We start from the raw sequence: 16,775 nt of genomic DNA, 5'->3' as shown, positions 1-16,775 counted from the left end.
GAAGGTTCCCCTCCTTATGAGCTTACAAACAGAATACAAACTGCGCTGGCCAGAATACAGAATCGAATTCCATCCAACGGAAGAAATCCCTAAAAAAGTTTCTCTCCAGGAGTTATGGCCAGACTTACGTGCCTTTTTTTCAGGCAATCAGTCTCGTTTTGCAAACTATCTTTTCTATTTATCGACCGATTTCTCTGGCGGGTTCAGCCTTTGTTCGGTTCTTTCCGAAAATGATGCGAGCTTTCGTTTCCACGATCCTGTTTTGCAATCACCAACACCTTTCCCCAAAACAAGTTTAGAGCGGATTTGGAAACTTTGCCAAAACCGTGAATTTGAGGAGATGGAACGAGAAGATTGGGAACTCATCGGTTATGGACTTTTGTATGAAGGGAATGTTCCCGAATTTCGGAAATGGGTTCTCACCACAAAAGAGTTTTTTGGGCAAACAGATGACAACCGTCGTTTTTTAACCTTACTTGGTTGGGAATATTCAGAGTTTCCATTCGAAAACTCCATCTTGCATATGTTAGTTGAATATGCAAAAGGGAATTTCGAAAAAATTCATTTTCCAACTTTAGTGGATGCGGCATTACAAGATTCCCACTGGCAACTTGTAGGTGTATTATTCCATGCCATTGAACTTGGGTTGTTACCTGAAAAAGAAGCCTTTCGTGTTTGGAAGTTTATGATCGGATTTTATGAAGAATGGGAAACATGGGAAAAGGAAAAATTCCAGTGGGTGTCAATTGGAAAAATTCCTCCTTTTTCTGCACTTCGGTATGCGAAACGATATTTACCTCATTCTACCTTTTTGAAATATAAATCGGACTTAGAAACTGAACTTCGTGGGGATTGGATGAATGGAAATGAATTTGGGTATGAACTTTCACACACAATGAACCCATGTATTGATACCGTGGTAAGGTATAAGAATGAAGGGGAACTTTTTGAAAGGGAACTCAGTGCTGAATATCAATTAAAACCTTATTCGTATCTGATCCCATTACAACTTTCTTGTATCCACTTTGTGAAAAAAGAATATGATCAGTTTATAAAACTCTACCAAAAATCAGGTAGGCTCAAGCACCTTCCACTGGCTCTCAATTTGTATTGGAGAGTATTACAAGAGAAAGGTGACAAAAACTTAAGTTCTGCTATCAAACGTTCGCTCGAGAATGGTCATGAGTCCATTACATTACCAGAAGGTTGGGAATAAATGCCTCTAACGCAAGAACAGATCATGGAACTCTCCAAATTGCAGAAAATGCTAAGGAATTTGGAGAAAATTGAACGTAATGCAAAAAACGATCTTCAAAAAGAACGTGTTGCTTTTGACATCGAACGATACAGACGTCGCATGCAAGAAGTTTCGCCGGATGGAATTCCAGATAACTTGGAACAAACCATGCGTAATGCGAAAACACGAGAAGAAAATCCAGAAAACCTAAAACACAAAATCATTTCCCAATACCCTGTCATGAAAATCTCACCCAATTCCAATGATAGTGAGATCAACCAAATTGGAACCCTCATTAATATTATGGATTTGGAATACATTCCAATCCTTGGGGATGCACATATCAAATTTGATTATTCCCATGCAACAGAACGTGACTCTGTTTTAAAATACATGGAGAACCTCCGTCGGAATATGAAGATCCTTGTCGAAACAATTGAAGAGTATGCAGCGGCAGACAAACAAGAGTTCCGCGAACAGCTCTCTCGGATGAAAAACAAACAATCTCGTATCTTCATTGCTGAATCTTTTGAGACCTTGGGTAAGTTCCGTGACTTCCTTGTTGCCGTAAACAAAGACATCAAAGAAGGAAATAATGTCATCATGAACATGGAAGAACCTATTAAATTCAATCCACGTTTTGAAAAGGCAACGGTTTTAGAAGGTCGTTCCATTATGGAAGGTCTCCGAGAATTTGAGGAATTTGCCGAAGAAGCTTGTGATTTGATTCGTCTCCCGTCGTTTCGAGGGTAAAAAAACCTTTTCATTCCTAGGGGGAAACGCACACTGTGAAAAATCACATACACGGACTCGCAAACGCATGGCATTAGTCAAAAATCAGACCGAAGTTACCAATTCAACTATTGGTGAGAATTCTTACTTCAACGGAAAATTCTTCATTAATGGATCTCTTAAAATTGACGGTAAATTCGAGGGAAAATCCCTCCAAGCCGAACACCTTTACATTGGGGTGACAGGAAAGGTCAAAACCAATATTACGGCAGCGAGTGTCATCGTAGAAGGGATTGTGGTAGGAAACGTAACAGCAAGGAATCGTGTGATGTTACTTCCTACTTCCAAAATCCTTGGGGACATCAAAACTCCCGAACTCATCATCCAAAATGGGGTGATCTTAGAAGGTCGTTGTATGATTTCCAATGACCTCAAACACAGCGCAAAAGACCTCATCGAATTGGAATACTCCAAAGACTCACTCAGTGTAGAAAAGATTTTTGGGAAACAACCAAACGCCAAAGAATAATTGAAAACCATCTTCATTTCGGAAGGGGACCCAACGAGTATCAATTACGAACTTTTGGGTTCTTCCTTCCCGCTCTTAACATCCTTAGGAAAAAAACACCGCATTTACCTCATCCGAGGACCTCACAACCAAACCCTATCCCAGGCCAAACAAGTCACAAAACCCGTAGACGAACCTGGATTTTATACGATTGGTTGGGGTAGTGGAAAACCAAAATCCTTCGCTCTTGGGAAACCGTCCAAAACCTCGGGGAAAATGGCATACGACACTCTCCTTGCGACCATCGACTTCCAAAAACAATATGGAGGGGATATCATCACTCTTCCTCTCTCCAAAGAGTGGGTGCAAAAAGCGGGAGTGAAGGGATTTCGTGGCCATACCGAAACGTTGGCAGAAGCCTACAAACGGCCCACCTTTATGATGATGTCTGGGGAAAAATGGAATGTGATCCCTTTAACCACTCACGTCCCCTTGAAGGATGTTGTGAAAGAACTTAAAAACTTTGATTGGAAAGAATTAAAGAATGCAATTCTCCGTTCTCCTTACCTAAATCATCCCACCATCGGTTACCTGGGTCTAAACCCTCATGCCGGGGAAGGTGGAAAAATTGGCACGGAAGAAACCACAATTCTGAAATCGGGAGTGGGAGTTCTCCGAAAGGCAAAGTTGGCAGTGGAAGGTCCACTTTCTGCAGATTCTGCCTTTTTGCCAGGAGCCAAAGTGTACGATTTGTATCTAGCAGGTTACCATGACCAAGGTCTCATCCCATTTAAATTGCTTGAAGGAAAGAAGGGTGTGAACATAACCTTAGGTCTGGATTTCACAAGAGTGTCACCTGACCATGGAACCGCATTTGGCATTGCTGGAAAAGGATGTGCTGATCCCACGGGACTCATCTCCTGTTTAGAACGACTTGTGGAGACAAAATAAAACCAATATGACTCTTTTGGAAACCCTAGCTTTTCCCGTTTTATTCATTTGGTTTGTGGGACTACTTCTCACTTTTTTTCGAAAGGACCTCGAACCACATTGGAAGTTCTTTTTCTTTCTTGTGTTCTGTTTTTACCTCGTTCAGTTTTTCCCTGAATTTTGGCTTGGGGTCACTAGGTGGAAGGAAAACCCCAAAGGGGAAGTGCTCCAATGGATTTCTGCCATGGGAAATTCGATTTATGTGTTTTTGTTTTTTTTATGGCCCCTTGTTCTCATTCGAATTTATTATTCCGCATCCAATCATTTAAGTAAAACCTTGATTCCAGCACTCGCGTATGGGACGGTTCTGTATTGGGCATTATTTTTTCTTTGGACCTTGTATTCAAAAGAGTTCAATGAATGGCTTCATCAAATATTTGCAAATAAGTAAAGAAAAGGGCGAACAATGGCAGTTCCATTTATAGATATCAAACGATTTGAACCAGGATTTTTGGACACCTGGAATGAAAAAGTAAAGTCCATGTCCGAAAACGCACAGTTCATTGGCGGAAACGAAGTCACTGATTTAGAAACTAACCTTGCTACTTGGGCAGAAACCAAATATGCGATTGGTTGTGCGAATGGAACTGATGCCTTACAACTGGCGTTACGCGCAGTTGGTGTGGGACGTGGTGATAAAGTATTATTACCTGACTCTACTTTTTGGGCAACCTTCGAAGCAGTTGTGAATGTGGGAGGAGATCCCTACACGGTGGATACAAACCCAGTGGATTTACAAATGGATTTCCAAGTTTTCCAACAAGCAGTTGAAAAAGTAAAACCAAAGGCAGCTCTTGTTGTTCATTTGTATGGATGGGGAACTGCAAAAATTGAAGAACTCCGTAAGTTTTGCAAAGAAAAAAATGTAGCTCTCATTGAAGATGGTGCTCAATGTTTCGGTGTCAAACACAATGGAAAATCACTCTACAAAGAGGCACTCATCTCAACTACTTCCTTTTACCCAGCAAAGGTGTTAGGTGCAGCGGGTGATGGTGGTGCTGTTTTTACGAATGATGAAGAATTGTCTGTTGTCACAAGGCGACTTGTGAATCATGGAAGGACATCCCACTACGAACACGGCCTCGTGGGTTGGAACTCAAGACTTGATTCCTTACAAGCAGCATTCCTCAATCTTTCACTAAAACACTTACAAAAAAGAATCGATTCACGAAAATCCTCGCAAAACATCTATTATAAGGAATTACCAGGACTTGGGATTGGAGTGATCCAACCACCAAAAGGGTATGAGGAAAATGGATATTGTAACGTGACATTGGTGGATCCAGAAGTTCGTCCCAAAATTGAAGCTGTCTTAAAAGAAAAAGGAATCGGCTTTGGGAACATCTATCCAGGTGCGATGTCAGACCAACCAGGAGCCAAACCTTACCTCATTGAACGATTTGGAAACGATGGAAATGCACGTCGGATTTCAAAATCAGTTCTCAACTTTCCACTCTTTGCTTATATGACAAGTTCGGAAATGGATGAAGTATTGAGTGCGATTAAGGCGTATAACGCTAGTAAATAATGGAAAAACTTCGGGTAGGAGTCTTTTTATTCTTTTTACTCATCCTTGCGGTGTTAACTTTTAGTTTGTCTAAAAGTTGGCGCCTCTATGATGGTGGTTATGAAGTGACTGTGGAGAATCCAGAGTCCAAAGAAAAAGACACCTCTCCTGAACCTACTGACAGTTTAGATTTAGAAGATGGGAATGGTAAAATTTATTGGAAACAATACTTTATCTACCCACATGGGCTTGTGACTGAATCAGGTGGATTTGGACCCGATGGCATTTTAACTCATGCACGTAACTTATATTCGATCAGTTTGAAGGATGGGAAAATCCAAAAACTATTCCCTCATGATGTTTACATTTGGGATTTTTTTGTGGGAGAGTTTTCTAAAAAATCAGTGTTAAACACCATTGATGATCCAAAAGAAGATGTCTTACAAATTGAAAAAAAAATTTTGATCTTCGCGGTGACAGAGGATAGTAATTTGGATGGAGTCCTCAATTACAAAGACCACAAATTTGTTTATCTCTTTGATCCAGAAACAAATAAATTAGATTCCGTGTTACCACAAGGGTATCATTTTAGAAAACTTTTATTTAATTCTATGAGAAATCACCTAACATTGATTTTGGGTAGAAACCCTGAACCAGAACCAAAAAATGTTAGGAAAAAACTCCCCGAACCTAACATCAAACTGCATGTGTATGATTATGATGTTGTCACAACAAAAGGAATCTTAAGTGGTTCACTAGAGTCTCCTTCTCCTCCTGAACAAAACCAGTAAACGAATCATTCCCCCAAACTTGGACACAATCTTCATTCAAGATTCCCATGATTAAAGAATTAATAAAAAACCCCAATTGATTTGGGGTTTTTTATTTTTACGTTTGAAAACAAAGTAGGAGCGGTGGTCAAACCTTTGCCGATTTAAAACAAAAGTATCCTACCGTTTGGTGTTTGTTTATGACAAAGCATCCTTTACTAAGTCTTCTTGTTCCTTTAAGTGAGTGACCACGTGTCCACAAGCTGGGCTTGGGAATTCCGAACGACCTGCATAATGCAGACGTTTGTTTTCCGGCATCACTGCTTCGATACGATCTCTCACAAAGAACCAAGCACCTTGGTTTTTTGGTTCTTCCTGAACCCATACAAACTTTTTCAGTTTTCCGTAACTGGTGATCATTTGTTTGATATGGTTTTCAGGGAAAGGATAAAGTTGTTCAATACGAACGACTGCTACATTTTCTAATTTTTGAGCATCAATCGCCTTACGTAGGTCATAATAAACCTTTCCAGAGCAAAAAAGTAGTTTTTCCACTTTATCAGGTTTTGCCACTGGATCCGGAAGGATCTTTTTAAATGCCCCTGTTGTAATATCTTCTAAACTAGAAGCTGCATCTTTCAATCGAAGGAGAGACTTCGGTGTCATGATGATGAGTGGCTTTCTAAAACTTTGTAAGATTTGGCGGCGAAGGATATGGAAATACTGCGCTGGAGTGGTGAGGTTTGCCACTTGGATGTTGTCGAGTGCACAAAGTTGTAAGAACCTTTCCAGCCTTGCAGATGAGTGTTCTGGACCTTGGCCTTCGTAACCATGTGGTAATAAACAAACAAGACCAGACATCCTTTGCCACTTGATTTCAGAACTGGAAATGAACTGGTCAAAGATCACCTGTGCATTGTTAGCAAAGTCACCAAACTGTGCTTCCCACATCACAAGGCTACTTGGATCGGCAAGGGAATAACCATACTCAAAACCAAGACAGGAATATTCCGAAAGAGATGAGTTTACAATTTCGATCTTTGCCTGTTTGTCGCTGATATGATTGAGAAGTGTCAGTTTTTTACCATTCACAATATCAGAGAGTGTTGCATGTCTATGAGAGAAAGTTCCCCTTTGGGCATCTTGTCCCCCAAGTCGAATTGGGAATCCATTCTCCAAAATGGATCCGAAGGAAAGTGATTCCGCAAATCCCCAATCAATTGGAAGTTCACCAGCACCCATTTTTTTCCGGTCTTCCAACACTTTGATGTGTTTTGGATTGGCTGTAAATCCTTCCGGTAAGGTAGTCACTGCTTTCACAATCCCACCTAATTGTTGTTGGAGGAGTTCCGTATGGACATCAGAATCGAGTGGTTCTTTGGTGTATCTAGACCAAACCCCGCCTAGTGTATCCACTGTAATGCGAGTGTCTTTTTCCTTTGCCTGTTGGAAGGAAGTTTCGAGTCCTTGTTGGATCCCGTCTTTGATGAATTGGATTTCTTCTTTTGTAATGTCCCCACGTTGTAATAATTTTTCTTCGTAAAGAGAAATTGTTTTTGGGTGTTTTTTGATGATGTCATACATCTGAGGTTGTGTGAAAGTTGGTTCGTCCGTTTCATTGTGACCAAGCCTTCTATAACAAATCAAATCGATGATCACATCTTTTTTGAATTTTTGACGGTATTCTAACGCCAGTTTTGTGACTCGGTATGCTGCTTCAGGGTCGTCTCCATTCACGTGGAAAATGGGAACTTGAAACCCTTTGGCAAGGTCTGTTGCATATAAAGTAGATCGTGATTCACTAGGGAGAGTGGTGAATCCAATTTGGTTATTGATCACAATGTGGAAAGTTCCACCCACTGTGTAACCTTCCAGGTTCATCATGTTGAGAGTTTCTGCAACTACACCTTGGCCCGCAAATGCGGCATCTCCGTGGATGGCAACTGGCATAAATTTAGAACGATCCATGTCTTTCGCCATTTCTTGGCGTGCTCGGACCGATCCAAAAATCACTGGGTCTACGGCTTCTAAGTGAGAAGGGTTAAAGGCAAGGGAAAGTTTCACTTCTTTCCCGTAATGGGTCATGACATGATTAGAATACCCTAAGTGGTATTTTACGTCTGCATACCCAAGTTGGCCTGGGTTTAGTTTTTCTTCAAACTCAGCAAAAATAAGGCCAGCAGGTTTACGGATGATGTTCACAAGAACGTTGAGTCGTCCTCTATGGGCCATTCCAATGACTAGGGCATCCATTTTGTGACCCCCCGCTTCTTCCACAAGGGTATCAAGCATAGGGATCATTGTTTCCCCACCTTCTAGAGAAAAACGTTTTTTACCTACGAATTTTTTAGCGAGGAAGTTTTCGAAACTATCTGCTTGGTAAAGTTTTTCAAACAAACGTAAGGCGGTCTTTTTTGAGATAGGTTCGTTATTGGCAAGTGGTTCCATACGGTTTTGTAACCACTCACGTTCCTCATCATTTACCAAATAGTAGTGTTCACAACCAATGGAACCACAGTACGTTTTTTCAAACCAATCAATGACGTTCTTTAATTTTGTTTTTCCAAGATTGTTGATCCCAGAATCCACTTCTGTATCTAAGTCAGATTGTTTGAGTGCTTTAATTTTGAGATCAATGAATTCACGGTTAGGTTTGTTGATTCCCAGTGGATCGAGGTTTGCAGCTAAGTGACCTTGTCTTCTGTAAGCATTGAGAAGGTTGATGATACCAAAATCACTGAGAGAGGAGTCTTTACGATGTTCGGTGGATGTGTAGTTTACATATCCATTTCCATTGAACCCACCTCCATTCGAACCATTGTTCGAAACTGAAGATCTTTCCAATTCCCCAAAAAAATCGATCCAATCCTTGGATAAAGAAGATGGATCTTCTTTGAACTGTTTGTAATACTCTTCCAATAATACAACGTTATCGCCGTATAAACTCATCATCTGATCGGTTGTCATATAATCTCCCTAAAACAACAAAACAACTGTTTCATTACGAATGGATGGACCATTTTGCATCAGCATCCATCGCCGCTTCTCTGAGGACTTCAGAAAGAGTGGGGTGAGCATGTGTAGAACGAGCAATGTCTTCCGCACTAGCACCAAACTCAAACGCAACTGCGGCTTCTGCAATCATGTCAGAAGCCCTTGGTCCTACGATGTAAACCCCAAGGAGTTTGTCCGTTTTTTTGTCAGCGAGGACTTTCACTTGTCCATCTGTTTCGTTCATTGCTTTGGCACGAGCATTGGGTTTGAACATGTACTTACCCACTTTGTATTCGATGCCTTTTGCTTTGAGTTCTTCTTCCCCAAGACCAACCCATGCCACTTCTGGCCAAGTATAAACGATCCAAGGAATGGCTTTGTAATTCACATGGCCATACTTTCCGCAAATGAGTTCGGCAACAGCAATGCCTTCGTCTTCTGCTTTGTGAGCTAACATCGGTCCATCAATCACATCCCCAATGGCATAAATGTTAGGAATGTTCGTTTGGAATTTGTTAGGTTCTACTTTGATGCGACCACGGTCTGTCATCTCAATACCAATTTCTTTGGCACCAAGTCCATCTGTGTTCGGACGGCGACCAATGGAAACAAGTACCTTGTCGCCTTCGAGGATGGTTTTTTTGCCGTCTTTCCCTTCGATTTCGACTTCTACTTTTTTCCCTTTTACCTTTGCACCGTGCACTTTGGTTTCGAATAGAAAATTAATCCCTTGCCCAGTGAGGAGTCGTTCGGCAAGACTTGCCATCGCTTGGTCAGCGGTTCCAAAAAGGCGTGGCATGAGTTCCACGACAGTGACTTTTGCACCAAGGCGTAACCAAACAGATCCTAGTTCGAGTCCAATGACTCCTGCACCCACGATGATGAGGTGTTCTGGCACTGCATCAAGTGCAATGGCGTGGTCTGAGGTAACAATGTTTTTTCCATCCACAGGGAGTGGAGGAATTTCAATGGGAGAAGAACCCGATGCTATGATGATATTCGTTCCGGAGATAGATTCTTTTTTTCCATCTTCTGCCGTGATCGAAATTTCGTTTTTAGAAATGAAACTTGCATGTCCCAAGTATCGAGTGATTTTATTTTTTTTCATCAGATAGTCAACACCTGATGTCACTTCATTTACCACTTTGTCTTTACGAGCCATCATCTTCGCGATATCGATTTTGACATCTTTCACGGAGATTCCATGATCCGCTAATTTATGTTTGGTTTTGTGATACTCTTCTGATGAATCAAGAAGTGCTTTAGAAGGAATACAACCCACGTTGAGACAAGTCCCTCCGAGTGTTTTTCTTTTTTCAATGATGGCTACTTTTTTCCCGAGTTGGGCTGCGCGAACAGCAGCCACATACCCACCAGGACCTGCCCCTATGACAACGATATCATATTGTTCCATATTGGTAACTATACCTCAAAGAGGAGTCTTGTTGGATCCTCTACCATTTCTTTGATCTTCACGAGGAACTGCACCGCTTCTTTTCCATCTACAATTCTATGGTCATAAGAAAGAGCAAGATACATCATCGGACGAATCACAATTTGGTCATTCACAACTACCGCGCGTTTGACGATGTTGTGCATTCCAAGAATTCCCGATTGGGGAGGGTTGAGGATTGGTGTGGACATCATTGATCCATACACACCACCATTGGAGATCGAAAAAGTTCCCCCTTCCATATCTTCGAGTGAAATTTTTCCGTCTTTCACTTTGCCCGCAAGCCTTGCAATCTCTTGTTCGATTTGAGCAAAACTGAGTAAGTCAGCATTGCGTACAATGGGAACCACAAGTCCTTTGGGTCCACCCACTGCGACTCCGATGTCATAGTAGTTTTTGTAGACAATGTCAGTCCCACGAATCTCTGCATTGATAGCAGGGTACGCTTTGAGTGCTGCCACAGCTGCTTTGGTAAAAAGTGACATGAACCCAAGACCCACACCGTGAGTTTCTTTGAACTTGTCTTTGTATTTATTGCGAAGTTCCATGATGGGCGCCATATCCACTTCGTTAAACGTAGTGAGGATGGCTGCTGTGTGTTGTGCATTCACAAGCCTATTAGCAATCGTTTGGCGAAGTTTCGTCATCGGCACAACAGTTTCTCTAGGACCAGCGTTTGCCGATACCACAACTGCTTTTGGAATCTCAGGACTTGGTGATGTTCCTTTAGAAGTGCCAGCGGAACTGGAGCCACCTTTTTCCATATAGAGGATCACATCTTCTTTTGTGATTTGTCCGTTACGACCAGTGCCTGTGATTTTTGATGCGTCTAACTTATTTTCTTCGATGAGTTTACGAGCCGCAGGAGGAAGTTCTTCGTTCACTTTTCCTGTGTTAGGTTGTGCGCTTGGAGTTTCTGCTTTCGGAGTAGGGGTGTTAGAACTAACAGGAGCAGAAGCCACAGCACCTTCTTCGATGGCACCGATGATGTCTCTCACGTGCACCACATCTCCCACCTTTTTGGAGATGGATTTTAATACCCCAGAGGTAGGAGCAGGAATTTCTAATGAGACTTTGTCTGTTTCTAAAATTGCGAGCACTTCGTCTACTTTAACAGCATCGCCTTCTTTTTTGGTCCAAGCACTGATGGTCGCTTCGGTTACGGATTCCCCCATCTCGGGGACTTTGATGTCTATTGCCATGAAATATTCCTTAGCAGATTTTTAGAGAAAAATAGCGTTGTTGAGGAGTGAGATCCCATTTGAATCTAAGACTACCGTAACTTACTTAAAGGTAAAAACGCAAGCGGAAAAAACGAAAAGACCTTGAGTTTCAGTTTGGGCACCGATCTGTAGCAAGTATGATCCGTTCTTTCCAAGGCCATACACCTTCCATCCACCCCACTGCCTGGGTGGCACCTTCCGCTGATGTACTTGGGAAAGTCAGCATTGGGGAAGAGTCCTCGATTTGGTTCCAATGTGTGTTACGAGGTGACGTGAATTCCATCACCATTGGCAAACATGTGAACATCCAAGACATGACACTCGTACATGTGGCAAGAGATTTGTATCCTGTCACGATTGGGGATTATGTATCCATTGGCCACCATGCGACCATCCATGGATGTGTTTTGAAAGATCATAGTTTTGTGGGGATGGGAGCCATGCTCATGGACGACGTGGAGATTGGGGAATGGTCCTTTGTGGGCGCTGGATCCCTTGTCCCTCCAGGGAAAAAAATCCCTCCCGGTGTCCTTGTAATGGGTAGTCCCGCTAAAATCATCCGCGACATCACAGACAAAGACCGCGAGATCATCACCCGCACAGCAAACAATTATACCAAGTACAAAGAAAACTATCGTAAGGAAGGGATTGGGGGCACATCCCTTTCCTAAGGGAAAGGGACCGGGTGATCCGCTCCAATCTTATCGCTTCCTGCGATAAGGATTTCCGCTACTCCCCCTTGTGCGGAAATCAGCTTGCAGTTGGGATGGTTGTATGGCAGTGTAACAGGACGTATGAAATTCGTGATTCGGTGTTTATTCTCATTTCTATTCTTAAGTTTTATTTCTTGTAACTTCCATTATTTTGCATTGGCAAATGAATCGAACCAAACACCTGTTGACCCAGACAAAATCACTGGAGATAAAATTCGGTTTCATCTCATCCGCGTGGAAGAATCTCCAAAAGTAAATTTATACAATTCGCCTGCATTGGAATTTGAACTTGCCAAATCAAAACTTTTCAAACTGAGTCGGACTTCCAAGTTAAACCTTACGTATACAACCAAAACTGGAACTGATTCAGCAGGTATTTCTGCGGTTATGTTTTTACTCACACTGGGGATTTTCCCTTCGTTTGTGGAAACCCATTCCAATGTAACCTTCACTCTGATGGACCGCGAAGACAAAAAAATCATACGAGATTATACATACCCAATCCAAGGTCGTAGGATTGTTTCTTGGTTAACCATTCCGTTTTATATTGTACTTCCTATATTTTCTGATTCTGTGGATGGGGGTTCGAATTTTGAAACTTCTAATGTATCCTTACGAATGTTAGTGGAAGCATTTGAGTCTGATTTGGCGAAAGACTGTTTGGAAAATCCAGAGTTACTCGAAACCTTACGAAACAAAGGAAACGAATCCATCGATCTTTGAAACTGTTGCTTATTGGTTCAGAGTGCAATAGCTTAACGGAATGTGTTTATAACCAATAAGACTAACATCACATTCAATTTTGTTAGTCTAAGGTTTACTTTCGATCGACAATGAGAATTGTCACATCATCTGCAAATTCTACCGAACCTACATAATCCTTTGCTTCTTGGATGAGTAGGTTCGCACATTCTTGTGCTACTTTTGATATCCCTTTTGTGATTGCATTTTGGAATAATTCGTCATCATAACGTTTGTTATGGTCTTTTGACATATGTTCCGTAATTCCATCTGTATAGAGTACAAGCCTATCCCCTTTTCCAAAAGAGAATGTTTTTTCTTCATAATAAAGATCTGGAATGAGTCCGAGGATTTTTCCTTTTACATCCAATGGTTTTGCTATTGATTCTCCCGTTTTGAGAAGGAAAGGTGCATGGTGGCCTGCATTGGCGCAGAGAATCGAGTTTTCTTGGATGTTGATGATTCCATAGAATGCTGTGAGAAAATTCCCAGCCAATTTACCAAACAACATATGGTTGAGTGTTGTTAAAAATAAAGAAGGGCTTTGTTTGATTTCTGGTTCAAAGTTTTTTAAAACCATATGAGACATGGCAGCTAAAACCGCTGCGGAAAGTCCATGCCCTGAAATATCAGCAATCAAAATGGAATAATGGTTTTCATCAATTTGTGTTACATCATAAAAATCACCACCAACTTGTTCGAGTGGGATGTGTGAAACTCCGTAACTCAGTTCTTTTGTTTGCGGTAAAACAGATGGCATGATTTTTTGCATGATGTTTTTGGCACGACTGAGTTCTTTTCCTGTGTCTACGATTTGGTGGAAAAGTTGTGCATTTTTAATCGTATTACTGAGTCTAGCTGCAATATTGGTGAGTAGGTCTAAATCGGAATGTTGGAATGCATAACCAGAAAGTTTGTTGTTGATGCTTATCACACCAAGTAGCTCGTTTTGGAAAATGAGAGGTGCCGAAATCAAAGATTTAGATTCAAACTTGTAAGGTGAAAGTTTATTATAACGGGGGTCCATATCCAAATTGTGAATGAGTAGGCTTTCTTTTTTTTCTGCGACCCAACCAGAAACACCTTTCCCATATGGAACTTTGATTTGATCATACGCATCTTCAGGGATTCCTTTGGCAGCAAGAATTCCTAACTCTTGTTTGGTGTTATTTGCTAAGTAAATGGTTCCAGAACTTGCACCTAAGTATTGTAAAACTCGGTTTAACATCCATTTCCCAAGTTCGTTTAGGCTTTTTTCCGAAACAGAAAGTTTTTCAAATTCATATAGTAATGAAAGTTCTAAAATTCGTTTGTCTAAACTATCTTTGACATTGGCATTTTGAATGGCAGTGGCAGCAACCTCTGAGAGAGAAATCAAATATTCTAAATCAGAATCATTAAAAATCCGATCATTTGTTTTATTGATCACTTCCAGAGTTCCAATCAATCTTTCTTCTACAAAGAGTGGGACACAGATAAGAGATTTTGTTTTGAAACCAGTACGTCTGTCCATACTTGGATTGAATCTTGGGTCTTTGTAAGCATCGACTAATGCGATTGGTTTTTTTTCTTTTGCCACCATTCCCACGATGCCTTCTCCGAGTTCCAATCTAGCGTATTCTTGGATGATCTCTCCTTTTTCACCCAGAGCTACTTCGCAGTATAAAAACTCATCGTTTTCCAAGAGGAAAAGGGAACTTGCCTCTGCCTCCAATAAGTCTTTGGAGTATAACATGATGAGAGGAAGTAATTGGTGCAAATCCAGGTTTGCATTGAGAATGGAAGAAATATGAAGAAGACTTCTGAATTTGCTCAGGCTAGTTTGTGGGTCTGTCATAGAGGCAACATACCAATTTTTCCAATTGATACCGATCCGTCGATTTAGAATTTTATGTGTTTTCTTTTTGCATGAGGGAAAAGGTAAAGTTTGAATGATCCGCCATCTGTGAGTTTAATGAATGAAAGTGAGATTTGTTTCACACCAATCCTAACCTTTGATTGGTGTTGTGTGTTAAAGATTTGAATTGCCAATCTTACAATCGTTTTTATTTTGATTTGTATTAGTATAAGAGATACTTCTTTGAAAATTCCATTTGCCCATAAAACGTTATGTGAGTTAATTTTTTTCGTTACCATATTCTCTTTTTTTCAGTCTTTTCTTTTTTGCAAAAAAGAATCGGATCCCAATGATGATTTGGTAAAAATTCTTTCCTTAGGATTATATGCACGTTCCTGTGCAGGTCAAAATGCCTTTCCTTCCAATGGTGCTGTTGGTTCTCTTTTTCGTTATCAAATTGTTCCCTCTCTAACTAATTCACATATTACAACCTATAATGCTCCTCACCAAGTGTTTCCTCCTCAAACGGGTGTTACGCAAAAAAATAAATTGTCCGTTTTTTATCCTGGTACTGATGCCACTCCTTGTGAGATCAATGCAATTTTACAACAAGGAGCTACAAGAGGATACCATGTCATTGGGCTTAGTTATCCAAATGGTGAAGCAGTGAATACGATTTGTAACCAAGGTTCTGCGCGTAATGATGCCAGTTGTTTTGAATTGGTCAGACGTGAAATCGTAACAGGCGAATCTGTTTCTCCATATGTTGCAGTGGACTCTGGTAATGCTATCGAAGGTAGACTATTGTCATTATTACTTTACTTAAATCAAACCTATCCAGGCCAAGGTTGGGACCAATTTGTATCAGGTGGTTCCATTGTCTGGTCAAGTGTTTATGTAGGGGGGCATTCCCAAGGTAGTGGACATGCTGCCTACCAAGGGAAAATTCGGACTGTCGGTAGAGTTTCCATCTATAGTGGGGTTACCGATTATAGTTTGCAAACAGCTTCCACCCCTTCTTGGCTTGGACTCTCACAACAAGCTCCTGCAGGTTCTTATTTTGGACTAATCCATGAAAATGATTCTATCGCCAATATCAGTGGAAATATGAATCAGATAACAGATGTATGGTTAAACCAATTGGGTTTGGTTGGTTCTTTGACAAATGTGAATGTCGGGAGTCCATATGGAAATAGCAAACGTTTGGTGACAACAAATTGTAATGGAATGGGAATCTTGGCTATGCACGCATGTCCGATGTTCAATGGATTCCAAAATGTTTGGAATTATGTTAGTTATCCTTGATCTTTTAGAAAATTGAGAAATCTGGTTTCTAAAATGGTGGAAGACGTTTAAAAATCCATTCGGGAATGATTTGAATAATGAACATGATGAAACGCCATGGCCAACGAATATAAACTTCGTTTTTTTTGTTTAAACCTGCCTTGACTATTTTTTCACCTGCTTCTTCGGGTGTTAATGTTAACCATGGAATTAAATTGTGTCCCAATGACATCTTCGTATAGACTGGCCCAAGTAAAATGGTGCTGATGTGTACACCATTTGGGAAAACAAGTGCTCGTAGGCCAGATAGGTAGGTTGTTAAACCTGCCTTTGCACTACCATAAATGTAATTTAATTTCCTTCCTCTGATTCCTGCGACAGAACTAACAACAGTAATGTTTCCAGATTTTCTTTTTTCCATGTTGATAGAAATGGTATTCACAAGTGTTACAACTCCAATGAAATTGATTTGGATGGTTTTTTCTAATTCCCTCCAATTTTCTCTGGCGAATGTTTGGTCTTCATAATAACCAACAAGTATATAAACATGATTTGGTTCTACACTTAGTCCAGAATAGAAGGAATTAAAAGATTCCATATTGGTGATATCTAATTCATAGATTTGAATCAAAATATTGTATTTTGAATGGATTTTTGTTTTTAAGTCAGATAACTTTTGTTTGTCTCTGCCCGTAATGGAAATGGAATGACCTTGTTTGGCTAAAGACTCAACTACCCATACACCTATATCAGAAGTTCCTCCAATCACTAAAGAATGTTCCATAC

16 protein-coding genes are annotated in these 16,775 nt (G+C 40.7%); 10 read left to right on the top strand and 6 right to left on the bottom strand.

All coding sequences use genetic code 11. From position 1 onward, the window contains the following. Positions 1 to 16 precede the first annotated feature (16 nt). The 7 genes from CH354_RS00130 to CH354_RS00100 all read left to right on the top strand — a co-directional run bounded on the left by CH354_RS00130 (position 17) and on the right by CH354_RS00100 (position 5,765). Positions 17 to 1,216: an LBF_1011 family protein gene (locus CH354_RS00130; RefSeq protein WP_100726397.1), complete on the top strand. Its 1,200-nt coding sequence runs from the start codon at positions 17 to 19 to the stop codon at positions 1,214 to 1,216. Beyond that, positions 1,217 to 1,990, top strand: coding sequence for a hypothetical protein (locus tag CH354_RS00125; RefSeq protein ID WP_100718926.1), 774 nt, complete (start codon positions 1,217 to 1,219; stop codon positions 1,988 to 1,990). A 67-nt stretch (positions 1,991 to 2,057) separates the two neighbouring features. Next, on the top strand, positions 2,058 to 2,498 hold the full coding sequence (locus CH354_RS00120) for a bactofilin family protein (protein ID WP_002973191.1): 441 nt from the start codon (positions 2,058 to 2,060) through the stop codon (positions 2,496 to 2,498). Continuing rightward, on the top strand, positions 2,499 to 3,428 hold the full coding sequence (locus tag CH354_RS00115; RefSeq protein WP_100726398.1) for a PdxA family dehydrogenase: 930 nt from the start codon (positions 2,499 to 2,501) through the stop codon (positions 3,426 to 3,428). It begins immediately after the preceding gene. A 7-nt stretch (positions 3,429 to 3,435) separates the two neighbouring features. Further along, a complete protein-coding gene (locus tag CH354_RS00110; RefSeq protein ID WP_100726399.1) occupies positions 3,436 to 3,858 on the top strand; it encodes a hypothetical protein in 423 nt (140 codons plus the stop codon). A gap of 15 nt (positions 3,859 to 3,873) precedes the next feature. Continuing rightward, the gene (locus CH354_RS00105) at positions 3,874 to 4,995 is read left to right on the top strand and encodes a DegT/DnrJ/EryC1/StrS aminotransferase family protein (protein ID WP_100718929.1); all 1,122 of its coding nucleotides are present in this window, start codon (positions 3,874 to 3,876) and stop codon (positions 4,993 to 4,995) included. After that, entirely contained in the window at positions 4,995 to 5,765 is a 771-nt protein-coding gene (locus CH354_RS00100; RefSeq protein WP_207764230.1) for a hypothetical protein, read from the top strand. Before CH354_RS00105 ends, CH354_RS00100 begins: the two co-directional genes overlap by 1 nt. Positions 5,766 to 5,942: 177 nt before the next feature. On the opposite strand, the gene CH354_RS00095 is transcribed toward CH354_RS00100, so the two are convergent. The 3 genes from CH354_RS00095 to odhB are packed head-to-tail and all read right to left on the bottom strand — an operon-like array spanning position 5,943 to position 11,393. Beyond that, on the bottom strand, positions 5,943 to 8,711 hold the full coding sequence (locus CH354_RS00095; RefSeq protein WP_100718935.1) for a 2-oxoglutarate dehydrogenase E1 component: 2,769 nt from the start codon (positions 8,709 to 8,711) through the stop codon (positions 5,943 to 5,945). 34 nt (positions 8,712 to 8,745) lie between these two features. Beyond that, complete coding sequence (gene lpdA, locus CH354_RS00090) at positions 8,746 to 10,152, bottom strand: dihydrolipoyl dehydrogenase (RefSeq protein ID WP_100728306.1); 1,407 nt, start codon at positions 10,150 to 10,152, stop codon at positions 8,746 to 8,748. Positions 10,153 to 10,160: 8 nt separating this feature from the next. Continuing rightward, complete coding sequence (gene odhB / locus CH354_RS00085) at positions 10,161 to 11,393, bottom strand: 2-oxoglutarate dehydrogenase complex dihydrolipoyllysine-residue succinyltransferase (RefSeq protein ID WP_100728307.1); 1,233 nt, start codon at positions 11,391 to 11,393, stop codon at positions 10,161 to 10,163. 158 nt (positions 11,394 to 11,551) lie between these two features. Between odhB and CH354_RS00080 the strand changes: the two genes are divergently transcribed. Continuing rightward, entirely contained in the window at positions 11,552 to 12,085 is a 534-nt protein-coding gene (locus tag CH354_RS00080) for a gamma carbonic anhydrase family protein (RefSeq protein ID WP_100718938.1), read from the top strand. Between the two features lie 123 nt (positions 12,086 to 12,208). Continuing rightward, positions 12,209 to 12,850: a hypothetical protein gene (locus CH354_RS00075; RefSeq protein WP_100728308.1), complete on the top strand. Its 642-nt coding sequence runs from the start codon at positions 12,209 to 12,211 to the stop codon at positions 12,848 to 12,850. A 94-nt stretch (positions 12,851 to 12,944) separates the two neighbouring features. Here the strand turns inward: CH354_RS00075 and CH354_RS00070 are convergent, their stop codons facing one another. Together CH354_RS00070 and CH354_RS18300 are read right to left on the bottom strand one after the other, a co-directional pair. Further along, positions 12,945 to 14,705 (bottom strand): GAF domain-containing SpoIIE family protein phosphatase, encoded by a 1,761-nt coding sequence (locus CH354_RS00070; protein ID WP_100728309.1) that lies wholly within the window; start codon positions 14,703 to 14,705, stop codon positions 12,945 to 12,947. A gap of 44 nt (positions 14,706 to 14,749) precedes the next feature. Then, the gene (locus CH354_RS18300; RefSeq protein WP_165780314.1) at positions 14,750 to 15,004 is read right to left on the bottom strand and encodes a hypothetical protein; all 255 of its coding nucleotides are present in this window, start codon (positions 15,002 to 15,004) and stop codon (positions 14,750 to 14,752) included. 58 nt (positions 15,005 to 15,062) lie between these two features. Here CH354_RS18300 and CH354_RS00065 point away from each other — a divergent pair, with 58 nt between their 5' ends. Beyond that, a complete protein-coding gene (locus CH354_RS00065) occupies positions 15,063 to 16,010 on the top strand; it encodes a BPSS1187 family protein (protein ID WP_243395894.1) in 948 nt (315 codons plus the stop codon). A gap of 28 nt (positions 16,011 to 16,038) precedes the next feature. Here the strand turns inward: CH354_RS00065 and CH354_RS00060 are convergent, their stop codons facing one another. Next, positions 16,039 to 16,773, bottom strand: a complete 735-nt coding sequence (locus tag CH354_RS00060) for an SDR family NAD(P)-dependent oxidoreductase (protein WP_100726403.1) — start codon at positions 16,771 to 16,773, stop codon at positions 16,039 to 16,041. Positions 16,774 to 16,775 lie beyond the last annotated feature (2 nt).

This window comes from Leptospira levettii (assembly GCF_002812085.1).
Classification (GTDB): Bacteria; Spirochaetota; Leptospiria; order Leptospirales; family Leptospiraceae; genus Leptospira_A; species Leptospira_A levettii.
Note: the sequence above shows the minus strand (reverse complement) of the source record. Positions and strands in the feature narration are given on the sequence as shown.